Source organism: Halobacillus sp. SY10, from assembly GCF_045401165.1.
Lineage (GTDB): Bacteria > Bacillota > Bacilli > Bacillales > Halobacillaceae > Halobacillus > Halobacillus aidingensis.
Genome location: NZ_CP174345.1, coordinates 2,564,251 through 2,578,627, shown reverse-complemented (window position 1 = coordinate 2,578,627; position 14,377 = coordinate 2,564,251). Strand labels below are relative to the sequence as shown.

The window sequence follows — 14,377 nt, the reverse complement described above, 5'->3', positions numbered from 1 at the left end:
GAAAGGTTCTGCTTCTTTTTATGCTTTCATTCGTTTTATAAAGGATTCGAGAGGTTCACGGGACTGGATGTTTTCATTGCATTTCTTACTGTCATGGCAAATATAGTTGCCGCGGCTGATCGTTTCTTCATCATTTTTCCCCTTGAAGGTAGCGGTGAACATGCCTACTTTTTCATGCTCGTGGCATATAGAGCAAATGCTTTTTTGCTGGAGCGGTTTGTAATGACCGTACAACCCTGTAAGGTTACCATCCACTGTCGTTATGATGTATTTTCGATTCGCTGACGCATCGTTCCATCCGATATAGGAAAGCTCCGTCCATTCTTCATCAGGGATGGTAGGGACTCTCAGTTTCTTCACTTTCGGAAACAACGTTTGGATATCAGTTTCTGTGAGTTTAGGAAAAGGAACCACATATTGCTTCAATCTGGAGAAGTAAAGAATCGCATCGGTTTCATCTTTGACTTCACTCGCTTGGGCTATCAATTGTTCCTGATTTGGTGAAAGATCCGTAAATAATTCCAACACTTTTTCGTTCGTGATCGATTTGAGTGCCTGTGTCACAGAGGCATCGTTCGTTGTCATATGGCCATTCAGCAGGTTGTGAGCCTGATTTTTTATGAAATGATACTGATCAGTGCGGATGAATCGTTCCATGATCGAACCCCCGTTCAATGGTTTTCATCTTATTATTTCAGAGCATGTCTTTTCTATCAAACGTTTCGCCTTCCATGTTCATGACTGAGCAGCAAACCTGGCACCTGGACTCTTCGGGGTGGTTCCAGGTACACATCCCTTACGTTGGTGTACCGGGTACAATCATAGGGAAGTAGGTACCTGAAGTAGGTACTTGGTACCCGCTCTCGGATTTCTGTACCCGGTACCAAAAAATCGGTCAAAAAAAGCATTTCATCAAAAAACATGAAACGCTTACATGTATGGTATCGTAAAGGTACTTGTAAAGTCGGGGAGTGATAGGAAAATGACTTGGAAACGAACAATGGTAGAAACAAGCCGCGGTACCTTCGAAGTTTTTGAAAAAGGACAAGGTTCCCCGCTTGCTGTCACCCATTTGTATTCAGAGTTCAACGAAACGGGAGATTATTTTGCAGAAGCTTTCGTGGAGACTCACAAGGTCTATTTAATCAACTTGAAAGAGTGTGGCAGGTCTGACAAGGCATCGTCCCCTCATGAAATGACAATGCTTGAGAGCGTCCTGGACCTTGAAGCCATCCGGATAGAGTTAGGGTATGAATGTTGGAATTTTGCCGGTCATTCTACGGGAGGAATGCTTGCCGTCGTTTACGGGATCTATTTTTCGGAAAGCCTTGGTACACTAGTCATTGCGAATGCCGCGGCGCGGGAGTATATGACTTTTTCAAAGGATTGCATCTATAATGAGTCGCACCCGAAATTCGATAAGATGCAATCACTGATCGAGCAGTTAAAAAAGCAGGACCTGTCTGATGAAGAAAGAAAGGAATTAACGATTGAACGGACAAAGCTTTCTTTATGGAATCCTCAAAATTATGACCACTTTTTTAATACATCGATTGAAAAGAAGATGTCAGCCGTCCGGATGAACTTCTTTGCACGGGAGCTTCACACCTTTGATGTGACGAGGAAGCTAGCTCTCATAACTGCAAAAACGATGGTCATATCCGGTTCATATGATGTTCAATGCCCGCCTATTTATTCTGAGGAAATCGCCGAAGGAATCCCAGGTGGTGTTCTTCACAAGTTCGATCGAAGCAATCACTACCCTCATCTGGAAGAGGGGCAGAAGTTTAAACAAGTAATCAAAGCTCACTTTGACTAGCATAAACTGGGAGTGGTAAAGTTACTCATGATGACAGCGTTTTAACAAGGAAGGAGATTACTGATGCAGCAGGAAAAACAACAGAGAAAAAGTGACTTTACGAAGTTCAAAGAACTATGGTTTCTTTTGTTCATGCTTTTGTTCACCCTTTTTCATAACACGATGGTCATCCTCATCGGTGAGGGCTGGAGCTTTATTGGCTACAGCATCTTGTTTCTGGTGATGTATACCTTGTTCCGGTGGTTACGGAAAGTCGTTGATTTCATGAGAAAACCATTATCCTGGGGGTCGCTGATCGGTTTTTACATTGCAGGTGTCTTCGTGCTCGGCGCGTTATTGATTCCATGAACCAAAAGGGAGAGGGATCATATCACCATTCTCTACCCTTCGAAAAGATGATTATGTACAATATGGCCCAGTTTATATATTGGGTGGGGCAAATCTACATAAACGATGATTCGCTTTGAATAATGAAACGATATAGGGGGAGTTGGAAAGTAACGAAATCAAGACTTCCTAATTAGTAGGGGGCTGGACCTAGATTAGAATGATTCATTAAGGAGAGGGAATTTAGATGAATTATGTCAAAGAGCTCAGAAAAGAAGTCGGAACAAGACCGTTAATTCTGCCCGGGGCTGTCGTGATCATCGAGAATGAACAGCAGGAAATTCTTCTTCAACACCGCAAGGACGGCGGGTGGGGACTTCCTGGTGGTTTAATGGAACTCGGAGAAAGTTTGGAGGAAACAGCGCGGCGTGAAGTGAAAGAAGAAACAGGTCTCCAGTTAGGTGAGCTTAGGCTCTTGGATATCTTTTCAGGTGAGGACTACTTCTTTAAAGTTTCCAATGGGGATGAATTGTACTCAGTTACGGCGGTCTATAGGGCGGTTGATTACGAAGGGAGAGTAGAAGTTGATGGGGATGAATCTCGTGAAGTCACTTTCTTTTCTATGAACCAACTCCCCGCCGGTTTAACGAAGGAATATCGTGATTATTTACAACCATTTTTGAAAAAACATGAGTGACGGGGGATTCGATGCTGGAATTTTTCATGCTGACCATAACGGCAGTCTTAGTAGCTGGATATATCTATGTGATCTATACGAAGAGGAAAAAGATAAAAAAAGATTATGGATGGAAGAGTTATGTGACGCCAGGTGCTTTTGTTGTGGCACCATTAGTGGCCTTGTTTTCCTATCTATTTGAGTTTGGTGGCATGATCACCTGGTTCATCCTTGGTATTTGCTTTATCACAGGAGCATTTTTCACAAAATATTTGCCTGAGCCAAGAGAAGGCTGAGTCATAGAGAGCAGTAACCATTCAAGGGTTACTGTTTTTTTATTGGTACAGCGGAAGCGTTTCAATTAAGTTTTCCATTTCAACATAAATGTGACTGGAAAAGAAATAATAAGAGGAGAGGAGGCGGGAGCTTATGGATGAGTGGTTGGAGTTCGTTGGAACAGGAGTCACCGTTTTTATTCTATTGTATGTTTTAGCAAGGATTCTAAGCAAAAAGCTGATTTCACAAATGACGCTTTTCGACTTTATCGCTGGCATCACGCTTGGATCAATGACAGCAACGACCTTCCTTTCCGATAATGTTACGCTCTCAAAAGGGGCTCTTGGATTACTTACCTTCGCTGCCCTTGTGCTTCTCATCGACTATCTTACACTCAAGAGTTTGACGATAAGAAAACTTGTGAACAGCCAGCCCACTCTATTAATGGACAATGGGAAAATTCTTATAAAAAATATGAAAAAAGTTCGTTTTAACGTCGACGAACTGATTGCTGAATTAAGGAAAGCGGGGGTGTTCCAGTTCAGTGATGTACAGACAGCGATTTTGGAAACGGACGGAACGGTAAGCGTTTTAAGAAAGTCAGATGCTTCTCCTGTTACCACCCGTGATATGAAGCTCGAAACCGCTCCTTTGTCGTATTCGCATGTAGTTATGGTGCAGGGGAAAATTCTACAGAAACAGTTGAATGCCAGTGGTTACAGTGAAGACTGGTTGCTGGATCGATTGCAGTCGCATGGAGTGTCAAATCTGAAAGATGTCCTCGTTGCACAAGTCAATCATGACGGGACTTTATTTGTCGAAAAAACGGAATAGGTAGAAAATTGGAGAAATACGTCGAAATATGGAGTTTACCATATGGTGAAAGCGTTTTATTGAACTTTGTACAGGTTATTCTGTACAAAGTTTTATTTGTGTATAAACTTTTTTATGTGTAACATAGATAGCGTTTGCTAAAGAATGACCGATGAAACGTCATAGATTTAGGAGGTGCTCATTACATATGACCGATTTTTTAAATTATGTCCAACGAGAGTGGGGAACCATTTTTTCCTATACGTTGGAACACTTGCAGCTCGTAGGAATTGCAATCGTCATCGCGATTTTGATTGGTGTTCCACTAGGGATTTATCTGACAACGAATAAGTATTTGGCAGAAACCATTTTGCAAGTGGCATCCATCATCATCACGATTCCGAGTATCGCTCTTTTTGGGATCATGATTCCTGTCCTTTCTATGATCGGACAAGGGATAGGATTTTTACCGGCGTTGATCGCTTTAGTCTTATATTCCCAATTGCCGATTATCAGAAACACATATACAGCCATTCAAAACGTAGACCCGAATATCAGAGATGCAGCGAAGGGAATCGGAATGACGACATTCCAACGTTTGACGAAGGTCGAAATCCCGAACGCTCTGCCATTGATCATGGCTGGTGTACGAACAGCTACGGTTTTGAATATTGGGATTGGTGCCATTGCAGCCTTTATCGGCTCTGGTGGCCTAGGGGTATTGATCAACTCCGGAATCAGCCGTGGGAATAGCAACATGGTGTTGGCTGGTGCGGTTTTCGTATCGTTACTCGCCTTAGTCGCTGATTTCATACTTAAATTTATTCAAGCGCGGATTACGCCAAAAGGAATCAAATAAAAGAAAGAGGTGGACGTATGATTGAATTCAATGATGTAACGAAAATTTACGGTGGCGATGTAAAAGCCATCGATGATATTTCGATGACCGTGGAGGACGGAGAATTCGTCATTCTGCTTGGGCCTTCCGGTTGTGGAAAAACGACTTTGCTTCGAATGGTCAACCAGTTGGAGTCGATTTCCCAAGGGGATATTAAAATTCAAGGTCAGAATGTACGAGAGATGGACAAAATCAAAATGCGCCGGAATACAGGCTATGTCATTCAAAGCAATGGTCTGTTTCCAAACATGACGATTGAAGACAATACGATGATCGTTCCTGATCTGCTCGGCTGGGACCGGAAAAAGAAAAAAGATCGCTTCAATTACTTAATGGACCTTGTAGGTCTGAACCCGGACGATTACCGCAAACGATTTCCTCATGAACTCTCCGGTGGTCAGCAGCAGCGTGTAGGTGTCGCCCGTGCGATGGCTGCCGACCCACCAGTCATGCTTATGGACGAACCGTTCGGAGCTCTGGATCCGATCATCCGTGAAAAAGTCCAGGACGAATTTTTAGCGATTCAGAAAGAAGTGAAGAAGACGATTTTATTCGTCAGTCATGACATTGATGAAGCGGTTCGTATGGGGGATAAAATCGCGCTTCTTCGTGACGGAAAGGTGCAGCAATTCGACCGTCCATCTGAGCTGTTGATCCGTCCGAATAATGATTTTGTATCCGACTTCGTAGGGAAAGATCGTGTTCTTCGCAGCATGTCCCTTTACAGCGTAGAAGATCTTGTCACGACTTTCGGACTGAAAAATAAGGAAGACACGATTACGGATACGAAAGAGATTTCCATTGATACTTCCCTTAGGATTGCGATCAGCATGCTGCTCAATCAGGAAGCGGATCAATTGGTGATCGTCGACCGCCAGGGGCAGGCGAAAGGGAGCCTGACTTTCGATTTGATTGAGAAATTTCTGCACCAAGAAGTGAAAGGCGCATAAAGGAGGAAAAAAGATGAACGCAAAAAAAGTGACATCCTATGTCATCCGGCTCATCCTTTGGACCCTCGTCATCGCCTTCTTCTTTTGGGCGATCAGTGAGAACATGTTCGGCAAAATTTTCGAAGAGCCCGGCAAGTTCATGGAGCTGCTTGGCAGACACTTGGAGCTCGTATCCATTTCCGCAGGGCTCGCGATTTTGACATCCGTGCCGCTCGGAATATTGATTACACGACCTTCGTTCCGTCGCTCAGAATGGCTCATCGTAAACATTGCCAACTTGGGACAGACGATTCCGAGTCTGGCCGTTCTTGCCCTTGCTATGGGTTTCTTAGGAATTGGACTGAAAGCTGCCATCGTGGCGCTTTATATTTATTCATTATTGCCGATTCTGCAAAACACGATTGCCGGACTTGATTCCGTCCGTCCGGAAATGAAGGATGCAGCCAAAGGGATGGGGCTGACACCGGCACAAGTTTTATTCAAAATCGAATTGCCGGCGGCCGCTTCATCCATCATTGCAGGCATCCGTACGGCCGTCGTCTTGAACATAGGTACGGCCGCTCTCGCTTATTTGATCGGTGGCGGCGGTTTAGGTGTCTGGATTTTTACAGGAATCCAATTGTTCGATAACCAGACACTGATCAGTGGAGCTGTCCCTGTAACGCTGCTCGCCGTCTTAGTTGACCTATTGTTCAGAGGTATCGAGTACTTGCTCGTTCCAAAAGGAATTCGCTTAGCACGTAAATCAGCAATGGAATCTGTTTAATCAGGAGGAATATTATATGAAAAAATTATGGATCGTTGTGACCGCACTCATTCTAAGTGCATTCGTTTTGACAGCTTGTGGTGGAGATGAGAAAAAAGTGACAGTAGGTGCGAAGAACTTCACAGAGCAATTCCTACTTGCTCAAATGTCTACCATCATGCTTGAAGACAATGGATATACCGTTGAAGAAAAAAGTAATCTAGGAAGCTCAGCTTTACGTCAGGCGCTGACAAATGGGCAGGTTGACGTCTCTTGGGATTACACAGGGACAGGTCTTGTCACGTACTTAGGAGAAGAGCCGATTGCAGATAAGCAGGAAGCCTTCGAAACTGTGAAAAAAATGGACATGGAACGTAACGACGTTTATTGGACGAACCTATCTGATGTCAACAATACCTATACACTCGTCATGCAGCAAGATCAGGCAGAAGAGTTGGGCATTCAGTCCATCAGTGACCTCGCCACATACATCAATGAAAATCCAGGAGAATTGAAATTCGGTACGGATGCAGAGTTCGCTGAGCGTGAAGACGGTCTCCCAGGCGTCGAAGAACTTTACGGATTTGAATTCGGGGACGAAAACGTTTCAGAAATGACATACGGTTTGCAGTACGATGCCATTGCCAATGATGAAGTGGATGTCGCTGTCGGTTTCTCTACAGACAGCCGTATCGAAGAATTGGACTTGATGAACTTGGAAGATGATAAGAGCTTTTTCCCTTCTTATAATGCCGCTCTTGTCATGACGAACGAAACGCACGAAAACAAATCAGAAATTGAAGAAATCCTTGCACCTTTGACAGAACTCGATAGTGAAACGATGCGTAAATTGAACTATCAAGTAGATGTTGAGGAACGTTCGGTGAGAGAAGTGGCTGAGACGTTCCTAAGCGAGAATGTTTACTTGAGTGGAGAATAATGGGAAGAAAGCAGACAACGATGCGTTGTCTGTTTTTTTGTATGGGAAAACTTATTTCTTTAAATGTAAAGTTTCACAAATCCCTTGATGCAATTTGGAAAAATGTGTTTATTTTTGTAGGAGAAAGGTTATAGAAGCCTAGGTGGAAAATAGTGGGATGTACAAGTCAGCTTCAGTCTCTACATAAACCAGCCTCTTTTTTTTACCGAATACAATTCGGGAGTGTTTGGATGTTAAAAAAGTGTAACCTGCTGTTTTTGAGTCTTTTGGTGTTGTTCCTGTTTCCGCTTCAAGTATTCGCGGCTGACATGTCGGCAGAGGAAGTGTTGAAGAAATCGAATGAAGCGATGAAGAATCTGGATAGCTATTCTATGAAACAAGTATCAAAATCGAAAATGCCGATGATGAATGAAGGAGAGGGAATGGAAACAAAAACCATGGCCGATGTTACTATGGATCCCTTCGCCTTTTATTTGAAGACAGAATTGGCGGGTGAGACGACGGAGTCTTATTTTACAGAAGAAGGGTACTATAGTGAACTTCCAGGGCAAGGCTGGGTTCAGCTATCCGATGACTCCAGCCAGGAAATGATGATGTCGATGCTTGCTGAAGGTCAAATGGCGCAGGCGCTACCTCTAGCCAAGGATATGAGTGTGGAAGAAAGTGATGGTTCCTATGTTCTTCAATATGAAGGAGATGGAGAGAAGCTTTTGGAAATGTCGATGAAGATGCTTCAGCAGGGAATGGGTTCTAGTGAAGGTGAAAGTGGTCTAAAGGAATTGGGTGAAGAACTGCTTGATAAAATCTCAATCAATGACGTGACCTATAAAATGACGATAGACAAAGAAAACCATTATTTAACGTCCAGCCACGTTCAATTGGAAATGGAAATAGAAACGGAAGAAGGACCGCCGATGCCTGTCACTCAAGAGACAGAAATGACATTGGATAACTTTAATGGCGTCGGAGAAATCGAAATCCCTCAAGAAGTGTTGGATAAGGCTCAACCGATTGAAGATGCGTTCGGAGGCGAACTTCCTGATACAGCAAGCCCGCATTCAATGTATGCATTACTTGGCGCAACACTGGTGCTGTTTGCTGGAAGTGTTTTATTCATAAGAAAGAGGTCTGTACAATAAAATAAGAGCTGGGCTCAGGCCTGGCTCTTTCATCATTCAATTGACAAGGAGGCCATTATGCTAAATAAAGTTCTGTTCATGCTTGTCGTTATAGGGTTTTCTTGCACCGCTTACTTCACATTTCAATGGTGGGACTCCACCCAGGCTGTTGAAAAGGTGACAGAAGAGGAAATAAACGAATGGGAATCCCATGATCAGGGAGAGGAACCGCCTCAAGTGGTGGTGAAAAATCATGACAAACCGAAACAACCTAGATATTCAAATGAACTACATAAGTTTGACAATGGGGAGAAAGTGGGGCGATTGATTATTTCACTTTTGAATAAAGGCTATTCCACCTATTGGGGCACGGATGAACAGTCGCTTCATCAAGGGGTCGGAATGTTCATTAGTAAATGGACGACGACACCTGATGAAAAGCGTCATACGGTCCTTAGCGGTCACCGGGAGACCGTTTTTACACAGCTTGGGGAAATTGAGAAAGGAGCATCGCTTTTTTATGAATATGAGGGGAAACGGTACAAGTATGAAGTTGAGAAAACCTGGGTCACGGACGAAGACGATCGATCCGTCATCGTCGACCACGAGGACCCGACTCTTACACTTACTACATGTTACCCTTTCGATTTCATAGGAAGTGCCCCGGAAAGGTTTATTGTACAGTCAAGGTTAGTCGATGTCCAGGAAATAGAATGAAACAGTGTTGAACGGAAGAACTTTGGCTCCTCCGTTCTTACTGAATCCTGCACAGGCACGGATCCAGGGTCTTTTACTGGTGAATCCCCACCCTTTAAATGTCAAAGGACATAAAACCTTTTATACTACTGGTGAAGAAAGAGGGTCTGTGAATGTCTGCTTTATTTCTTTTAGTAGGAATTCTAGGGTTGATTGTTTACGTATATTTCACAAGAAAAAGCTTTTTTTCTGATGAGCGGAATGTAAAATTGTGGATCATGCTGTTTGTTTTTTTGCCTCTATTAGTCATGGGGTTGTGTATCTCGTTATCATTTAATTGAATCTTCTTATCTTGTCATCATTCTTATAGGACAGATGCGATTTCACTCTGGCACCGACTGAAAAATGATACATGGATGAGAGAGTTGGAAAAAGGAGTTTCTACATAAGGAAATGCTTTTTGTGCAAACTAAGGGAAAACAGGGAGTAGGTGGAAACGATGACGTTGTACCGGCTCGGTTATGTAGCGATGAGTGTGAATCTGCAGAACGCTTCACCATCTCAAACGATGACCTACAAACGATACTCCGAAATTCGTGATGTTGAGGCAGCCAAGCGGAAGCTGGAACGGATTGCGAAATCAAACCTTCACAACTGTCTACGGTTATTGAAACATAATAAAGCTCATGATATTCATTTTTTCAGACTGAGTTCCCGACTTGTCCCCCTTGCTACGCATGAAGAGTTGCAAGGATGGGATTATTTGAATCCGATCAAGGAAGAACTTGCAGAATTAGGAGCTTTTGCGAAAGAAAACAAAATGAGGTTGGATTTTCACCCCGATCACTTTGTGGTCATCAATTCTCCGACTCAAGGAATTTTTAAGACCTCGATGGGCGTGCTCAAATATCATTATCTGCTCCTCCATCATATGGGGCTTGATCCGACTCATCGATGTGTTTTCCACCTTGGAGGAAGGTATAAGGACAAAGAAAAGTCGCTGGAGCGGTTCATCGAAAATTGGGCAATGGTCCCATCCGGCATTCAAAAAACTGTAATGATTGAAAATGATGATACGTCCTACACGTTAGCAGATGGTCTTTATGTCTGTGAAAAATTGAACATTCCGCTTGTCTTTGACCTCCACCATCATTATGCGAACAATGAGGGAGAGAACTGGGAAGAACACTGGCCGCGGGTTGTCGGTACGTGGAGCCATTCCCCCCATCCTGTGAAAATGCATATTTCAAGCCCCAAGAGCGAAAAGGACTTTAAAAGTCATGCCGATTTCGTCGAGCTTGATATGTTTCTTGAATTTGTAAAGAAAACGAATGGCTCAACGGAGCAAATCGATTGCATGATTGAAGCGAAACAAAAAGATGAAGCCTTGTTCCGTCTTGTAGAAGAGCTGAAGAAGCATCCAAACGTAGAGATGCAGGATGACAGTTCGTTTATTTGGAAAGATTAGGTATCCATTGGAGAAGGCTCACTTATGAAAATCTTCTTGTTTCGCACGTTCAAGTCCTCTTTTGATCAATTTTTTCAGACGACGTTTGATTCTTAGAAAAGGGATGAGTCTGTCTTCTTTCATCAGTTCATAAGTCAGGTGAGCGAATTCTTGTCTTTCTTCTGGCGTCAGAACGATGACTTCTGCAGGTTCTCTTTTAGGAAAAGGAATTAAATCTCCCACACGCATCGCCTCCTTCTTAAACATTTATGCAGAAGGCTACATAAAATGCTCCAAATTAAATGTGGACAGAAAGGAAAGATGCCCCACTTCTACTGAGTATGCGCTTGGTAGGAGGTGGGGCATTTTTTTATGGGAGTAAGAGTGTAGAATGCCCATTCCATCTATGAGAATACGGTTATAGAGAACGGGTTTCCGGACATGGTGTCATAGATTCAGCATGATATAATGGAAAGGAATGGTTATTGTATCGGAATTTATCAACTAGGTTCTAAGGGAGGTTGCTATGTCTGATTTTAAGTTAACCATAGAGATCCGAAAGCCTTCTTATGCGCAGAATAAAACGGTAAGGGATTCAATTCCTCGTTCCTTATGGAATTCTGTACGGTACCATGTCCTAAAGAAAAGCGATTTTAAATGCCAAATATGTGGCTTTCATGATGAAGAGAAACTGCATGCGCATGAAGTCTGGGAATATGACGAAGAAAAGTTCCTGCTGATTCTAAAAGATATACAGTCTTTGTGCAGGTCCTGCCATGATTTAAAGCATATTCACCATGTTGGACATAGAAGTAAGAAAAATAACTTTGTCATGCGAAATTTAAAGAAACATTTTATGAAGGTCAATGAATGTACAGAGAAAGGTTTTCGAAGGCATTATCGAAATCAGTTAGCAAAGAGTACGGCGGAACCAGTGAAAAGGTCTGTGGAAGACTTAATAGAAGTAAGGGAAATAAGGGAAAGAGAAGCGTTTCTGAAGGAACAAGATTGGAAATTTGTGATTGGAAGAGATGTTCCATTAGCTAACGAGATTGAGTCGAAACTCGATAAAAAAGGGTTACTCTATGTGAGAGAAAGTCAATAGCTCGAATTTAATTCATACACGATAGAGAGCGATACAACAACAAGCAAAACAAACGTGCGTTGATATACGCACGTTTGTTTTTTTAGTGAGACTTACCCTTCCCAAGCCGGAAGCATTTGACTAAGCGGTTTATCTTTCCTATAACCGAGCACATATTCCGCCTGCATAATCGTGTGGATCTCACGAGTTCCTTCATAGATGACAGGAGCTTTGGAATTCCTTAAATAACGCTCGACCGGATATTCATTGGAATACCCATACGCGCCGTGAATCTGCACAGCATCGTCTGCCGCCTGATTGGCAAAATCACACGCCTGCCATTTAGCTAGTGAAGTTTCCCTCGTGTTTCTCACGCCTTTGTTTTTCAATGCACCTGCCCGGTAAACGAGGAGGCGGCTCATGTGGAGGCCTGCTTCCATTTTCGCAATCATCTGCTGGACGAGTTGGTGTTTACCGATTTCTTTTCCAAACGTTTCTCTTTCATGACAATAGTCCACACTAGCTTCAAGACAAGCCATGATCTGCCCGCAGGCTCCTGCGGCAACCGTGAACCGTCCGCTATCCAGCGCTGACATGGCGATCTTGAAGCCGTCTCCTTCGTTTCCGAGCAGGTTTTCTTTCGGTACCTCCATCCCGTCAAAAAACAACTCGCCCGTGTTACCTGCACGAATCCCCAGCTTTCCTTTCGTCGCTTTCGATGAGAATCCTTCATATGTTCTTTCAACAATAAAACAGGAGATGCCGTGATGTTTTTTGCTTTTATCCGTATAAGCAAATACTAAAAAGTGATCGGCCACATCACATAGGGAAATCCATGTTTTCTGTCCGTTCAAGACATAATGATCACCCTCGAGTGTCGCGGTCGTCTGCAATGCCGCAACGTCAGATCCGGCCGCAGGTTCCGTCAGGCCGAAAGCTCCGATTTTTTCTCCTTTCGCCTGCGGAACTAAGTATTTCTGCTTCTGTGATTCTGTCGCCCACTGAAGGAGTGTCATGCTGTTCAAGCCAGTATGGACGGAAACGGCTGTCCGGAACGCGGTGTCTCCACGTTCGAGTTCTTCACAAACAATCGCGAGGGAATTGTAATCCATTCCGCTCCCGCCATAGGTTTCCGGAATGCAGACACCCATAAGCCCAAGCTCCGCGAGTTTCTTCAACGTTTGTTGGTCGAAGTGTCCTTTTGCGTCCCATTCTCCGATGTAAGGCATGATTTCATGGTCGACGAAACTTCGGACCGCTTTCCTTAACATCACTTGCTCATCACTGAAATCAAAGTTCATTTCGTTCACTCCTTAAACCTTGTGATCCTTTTTCCATTCTTGGATCGTAGTTTTGTCATACCCGAGTCTCTTAAGGATTTCTTCTGTATGTTCACCTGCCTCCGGTGGGTGCTGCTTGTAATCTACCGGCGTGCGGGATAACTTCAATGGACTGCCGATCATTCCAACATCACCTGCTTTTGGATGTTTGCAGGTGAGGAACATTTCGCGGGCTTTCAGCTGCTCATCTTTACAAACCTCTTCGAGCGATTGAATCGGGCCGAAGGGGATCTGTTTTTCCTGACACCGGCTTTGCCAGTAAGCGGTATCTTTTTTTAAAAACAGCTCCTGTAAAATTCTCGAGAGCTTCTCTCTGTTTTCCACCCTTCCTGCATTCGTAGAAAATAGAGGATCCGCAGCAAGCGAAGGTTGTCCGACGATCGCACATAGTTGAGCGAATTGACGGTCATTCCCGACAGCGATGACCATTTCACCGTCAAGGGAGCGGAACGTTTGGTATGGCACGATGTTGGCGTGATGATTTCCGAGCCGCTCAGGTATTTTTCCGGTCATTAAAAAATTGCTCCCGATGTTGATGAGGGAACTGACGGCAGAATCATATAGAGATAGATCGATTTTCTGACCTGTTCCGGATCGTTCCCGTTCTAAGAGAGCCGTTTGAATTCCGATACAGGCATACAGCCCTGTGAGGATGTCCGTGATCGCCACTCCTAGTTTCTGCGGACCGGATTGGTCATCCCCTGTGATGCTCATCAAGCCGCTCATCGCCTGAATGATGAAGTCATAGCCGGGAAGGTGCTGGTAAGGGCCTGTCTCTCCGAAACCCGTAATCGAGCAGAACACGATTCGTGGGTTAATCTCTTTCAAATGGTCATAGCCGAATCCGAGCCGCTCCATCGTTCCTGTCTTGAAATTGTTGATGACGACATCACTATCTTTAACGAGTTTTTCCATCACTTCTTTTCCTTCAGGAGATTTCAAATCCAGCGTCAAGCTCTTTTTATTTCGGTTGGCACATAAATAATAGGCACTCACCCCTTCTTTGAAGGGAGGTCCCCACGTACGGGTTTCGTCACTGCCCCCGGGAGCTTCGACTTTAATGATGTCAGCTCCGAGATCTCCGAGAATCATCGAACAATAGGGACCGGCGAGAACCCGGGTCAAATCGAGGACGCGGATGCCATCCAATGCGGCGCTCATCACTCATCACACCCTTTCACGATAGAAAAAGCCAGAAGAACCCATACGACGTATGAATCCAACTGGCTTGGGAAACATGAATCAATT

Annotated in this window: 17 protein-coding genes; 13 read left to right on the top strand and 4 right to left on the bottom strand. The window is 43.9% G+C overall.

The genetic code is table 11. The annotated features are described in order from the left end of the window. Positions 1-18 precede the first annotated feature (18 nt). Positions 19-657 carry a FusB/FusC family EF-G-binding protein gene (locus tag ACJA3J_RS13115; protein ID WP_406944290.1) on the bottom strand — a complete coding sequence of 213 codons (639 nt, stop codon included), beginning with the start codon at positions 655-657 and terminating at the stop codon, positions 19-21. A gap of 325 nt (positions 658-982) precedes the next feature. Between ACJA3J_RS13115 and ACJA3J_RS13110 the strand changes: the two genes are divergently transcribed. The 12 genes from ACJA3J_RS13110 to uvsE all read left to right on the top strand — a co-directional run bounded on the left by ACJA3J_RS13110 (position 983) and on the right by uvsE (position 10,726). After that, positions 983-1,819 carry an alpha/beta fold hydrolase gene (locus ACJA3J_RS13110; RefSeq protein ID WP_406944289.1) on the top strand — a complete coding sequence of 279 codons (837 nt, stop codon included), beginning with the start codon at positions 983-985 and terminating at the stop codon, positions 1,817-1,819. Positions 1,820-1,882: 63 nt separating this feature from the next. Continuing rightward, entirely contained in the window at positions 1,883-2,167 is a 285-nt protein-coding gene (locus ACJA3J_RS13105) for a hypothetical protein (protein ID WP_406944288.1), read from the top strand. A gap of 226 nt (positions 2,168-2,393) precedes the next feature. Next, the gene (locus ACJA3J_RS13100; protein ID WP_406944287.1) at positions 2,394-2,843 is read left to right on the top strand and encodes an NUDIX hydrolase; all 450 of its coding nucleotides are present in this window, start codon (positions 2,394-2,396) and stop codon (positions 2,841-2,843) included. An 11-nt stretch (positions 2,844-2,854) separates the two neighbouring features. Next, entirely contained in the window at positions 2,855-3,118 is a 264-nt protein-coding gene (locus ACJA3J_RS13095; RefSeq protein ID WP_406944286.1) for a hypothetical protein, read from the top strand. A gap of 133 nt (positions 3,119-3,251) precedes the next feature. Next, positions 3,252-3,932 carry a YetF domain-containing protein gene (locus tag ACJA3J_RS13090; protein ID WP_406944285.1) on the top strand — a complete coding sequence of 227 codons (681 nt, stop codon included), beginning with the start codon at positions 3,252-3,254 and terminating at the stop codon, positions 3,930-3,932. 187 nt (positions 3,933-4,119) lie between these two features. Further along, positions 4,120-4,770 (top strand): ABC transporter permease, encoded by a 651-nt coding sequence (locus tag ACJA3J_RS13085; protein WP_089652113.1) that lies wholly within the window; start codon positions 4,120-4,122, stop codon positions 4,768-4,770. Between the two features lie 17 nt (positions 4,771-4,787). After that, complete coding sequence (locus tag ACJA3J_RS13080; protein WP_089652114.1) at positions 4,788-5,759, top strand: ABC transporter ATP-binding protein; 972 nt, start codon at positions 4,788-4,790, stop codon at positions 5,757-5,759. A gap of 13 nt (positions 5,760-5,772) precedes the next feature. Continuing rightward, the gene (locus ACJA3J_RS13075; RefSeq protein WP_089652115.1) at positions 5,773-6,525 is read left to right on the top strand and encodes an ABC transporter permease; all 753 of its coding nucleotides are present in this window, start codon (positions 5,773-5,775) and stop codon (positions 6,523-6,525) included. Positions 6,526-6,541: 16 nt separating this feature from the next. Further along, positions 6,542-7,444 (top strand): glycine betaine ABC transporter substrate-binding protein, encoded by a 903-nt coding sequence (locus ACJA3J_RS13070; protein ID WP_406944284.1) that lies wholly within the window; start codon positions 6,542-6,544, stop codon positions 7,442-7,444. 230 nt (positions 7,445-7,674) lie between these two features. Then, positions 7,675-8,583 carry a DUF6612 family protein gene (locus ACJA3J_RS13065; protein ID WP_406944283.1) on the top strand — a complete coding sequence of 303 codons (909 nt, stop codon included), beginning with the start codon at positions 7,675-7,677 and terminating at the stop codon, positions 8,581-8,583. A gap of 57 nt (positions 8,584-8,640) precedes the next feature. Further along, positions 8,641-9,279: a class D sortase gene (locus ACJA3J_RS13060; RefSeq protein ID WP_406944282.1), complete on the top strand. Its 639-nt coding sequence runs from the start codon at positions 8,641-8,643 to the stop codon at positions 9,277-9,279. Between the two features lie 478 nt (positions 9,280-9,757). After that, the gene (gene uvsE, locus ACJA3J_RS13055) at positions 9,758-10,726 is read left to right on the top strand and encodes a UV DNA damage repair endonuclease UvsE (RefSeq protein ID WP_406944281.1); all 969 of its coding nucleotides are present in this window, start codon (positions 9,758-9,760) and stop codon (positions 10,724-10,726) included. Positions 10,727-10,744: 18 nt separating this feature from the next. Here the strand turns inward: uvsE and ACJA3J_RS13050 are convergent, their stop codons facing one another. After that, complete coding sequence (locus ACJA3J_RS13050) at positions 10,745-10,948, bottom strand: hypothetical protein (protein WP_406944280.1); 204 nt, start codon at positions 10,946-10,948, stop codon at positions 10,745-10,747. Between the two features lie 283 nt (positions 10,949-11,231). Between ACJA3J_RS13050 and ACJA3J_RS13045 the strand changes: the two genes are divergently transcribed. Next, positions 11,232-11,810, top strand: a complete 579-nt coding sequence (locus ACJA3J_RS13045; RefSeq protein WP_406944279.1) for a hypothetical protein — start codon at positions 11,232-11,234, stop codon at positions 11,808-11,810. A 92-nt stretch (positions 11,811-11,902) separates the two neighbouring features. Here ACJA3J_RS13045 and ACJA3J_RS13040 read toward each other — a convergent pair whose 3' ends face one another. Together ACJA3J_RS13040 and ACJA3J_RS13035 are read right to left on the bottom strand one after the other, a co-directional pair. Then, positions 11,903-13,090 (bottom strand): acyl-CoA dehydrogenase family protein, encoded by a 1,188-nt coding sequence (locus ACJA3J_RS13040; protein WP_406944278.1) that lies wholly within the window; start codon positions 13,088-13,090, stop codon positions 11,903-11,905. 12 nt (positions 13,091-13,102) lie between these two features. Continuing rightward, complete coding sequence (locus tag ACJA3J_RS13035; protein WP_406944277.1) at positions 13,103-14,290, bottom strand: CaiB/BaiF CoA transferase family protein; 1,188 nt, start codon at positions 14,288-14,290, stop codon at positions 13,103-13,105. Positions 14,291-14,377: the final 87 nt, after the last annotated feature.

Excerpts from the sequence above, each read along its gene's own strand:
- ACJA3J_RS13115 (WP_406944290.1), bottom strand. The coding sequence starts at position 657 with ATGGAACGATTCATCCGCACTGATCAGTATCATTTCATAAAAAATCAG.
- ACJA3J_RS13110 (WP_406944289.1), top strand. The coding sequence starts at position 983 with ATGACTTGGAAACGAACAATGGTAGAAACAAGCCGCGGTACCTTCGAA.
- ACJA3J_RS13105 (WP_406944288.1), top strand. The coding sequence starts at position 1,883 with ATGCAGCAGGAAAAACAACAGAGAAAAAGTGACTTTACGAAGTTCAAA.
- ACJA3J_RS13100 (WP_406944287.1), top strand. The coding sequence starts at position 2,394 with ATGAATTATGTCAAAGAGCTCAGAAAAGAAGTCGGAACAAGACCGTTA.
- ACJA3J_RS13095 (WP_406944286.1), top strand. The coding sequence starts at position 2,855 with ATGCTGGAATTTTTCATGCTGACCATAACGGCAGTCTTAGTAGCTGGA.
- ACJA3J_RS13090 (WP_406944285.1), top strand. The coding sequence starts at position 3,252 with ATGGATGAGTGGTTGGAGTTCGTTGGAACAGGAGTCACCGTTTTTATT.
- ACJA3J_RS13085 (WP_089652113.1), top strand. The coding sequence starts at position 4,120 with ATGACCGATTTTTTAAATTATGTCCAACGAGAGTGGGGAACCATTTTT.
- ACJA3J_RS13080 (WP_089652114.1), top strand. The coding sequence starts at position 4,788 with ATGATTGAATTCAATGATGTAACGAAAATTTACGGTGGCGATGTAAAA.
- ACJA3J_RS13075 (WP_089652115.1), top strand. The coding sequence starts at position 5,773 with ATGAACGCAAAAAAAGTGACATCCTATGTCATCCGGCTCATCCTTTGG.
- ACJA3J_RS13070 (WP_406944284.1), top strand. The coding sequence starts at position 6,542 with ATGAAAAAATTATGGATCGTTGTGACCGCACTCATTCTAAGTGCATTC.
- ACJA3J_RS13065 (WP_406944283.1), top strand. The coding sequence starts at position 7,675 with ATGTTAAAAAAGTGTAACCTGCTGTTTTTGAGTCTTTTGGTGTTGTTC.
- ACJA3J_RS13060 (WP_406944282.1), top strand. The coding sequence starts at position 8,641 with ATGCTAAATAAAGTTCTGTTCATGCTTGTCGTTATAGGGTTTTCTTGC.
- uvsE (WP_406944281.1), top strand. The coding sequence starts at position 9,758 with ATGACGTTGTACCGGCTCGGTTATGTAGCGATGAGTGTGAATCTGCAG.
- ACJA3J_RS13045 (WP_406944279.1), top strand. The coding sequence starts at position 11,232 with ATGTCTGATTTTAAGTTAACCATAGAGATCCGAAAGCCTTCTTATGCG.
- ACJA3J_RS13040 (WP_406944278.1), bottom strand. The coding sequence starts at position 13,090 with ATGAACTTTGATTTCAGTGATGAGCAAGTGATGTTAAGGAAAGCGGTC.
- ACJA3J_RS13035 (WP_406944277.1), bottom strand. The coding sequence starts at position 14,290 with ATGAGCGCCGCATTGGATGGCATCCGCGTCCTCGATTTGACCCGGGTT.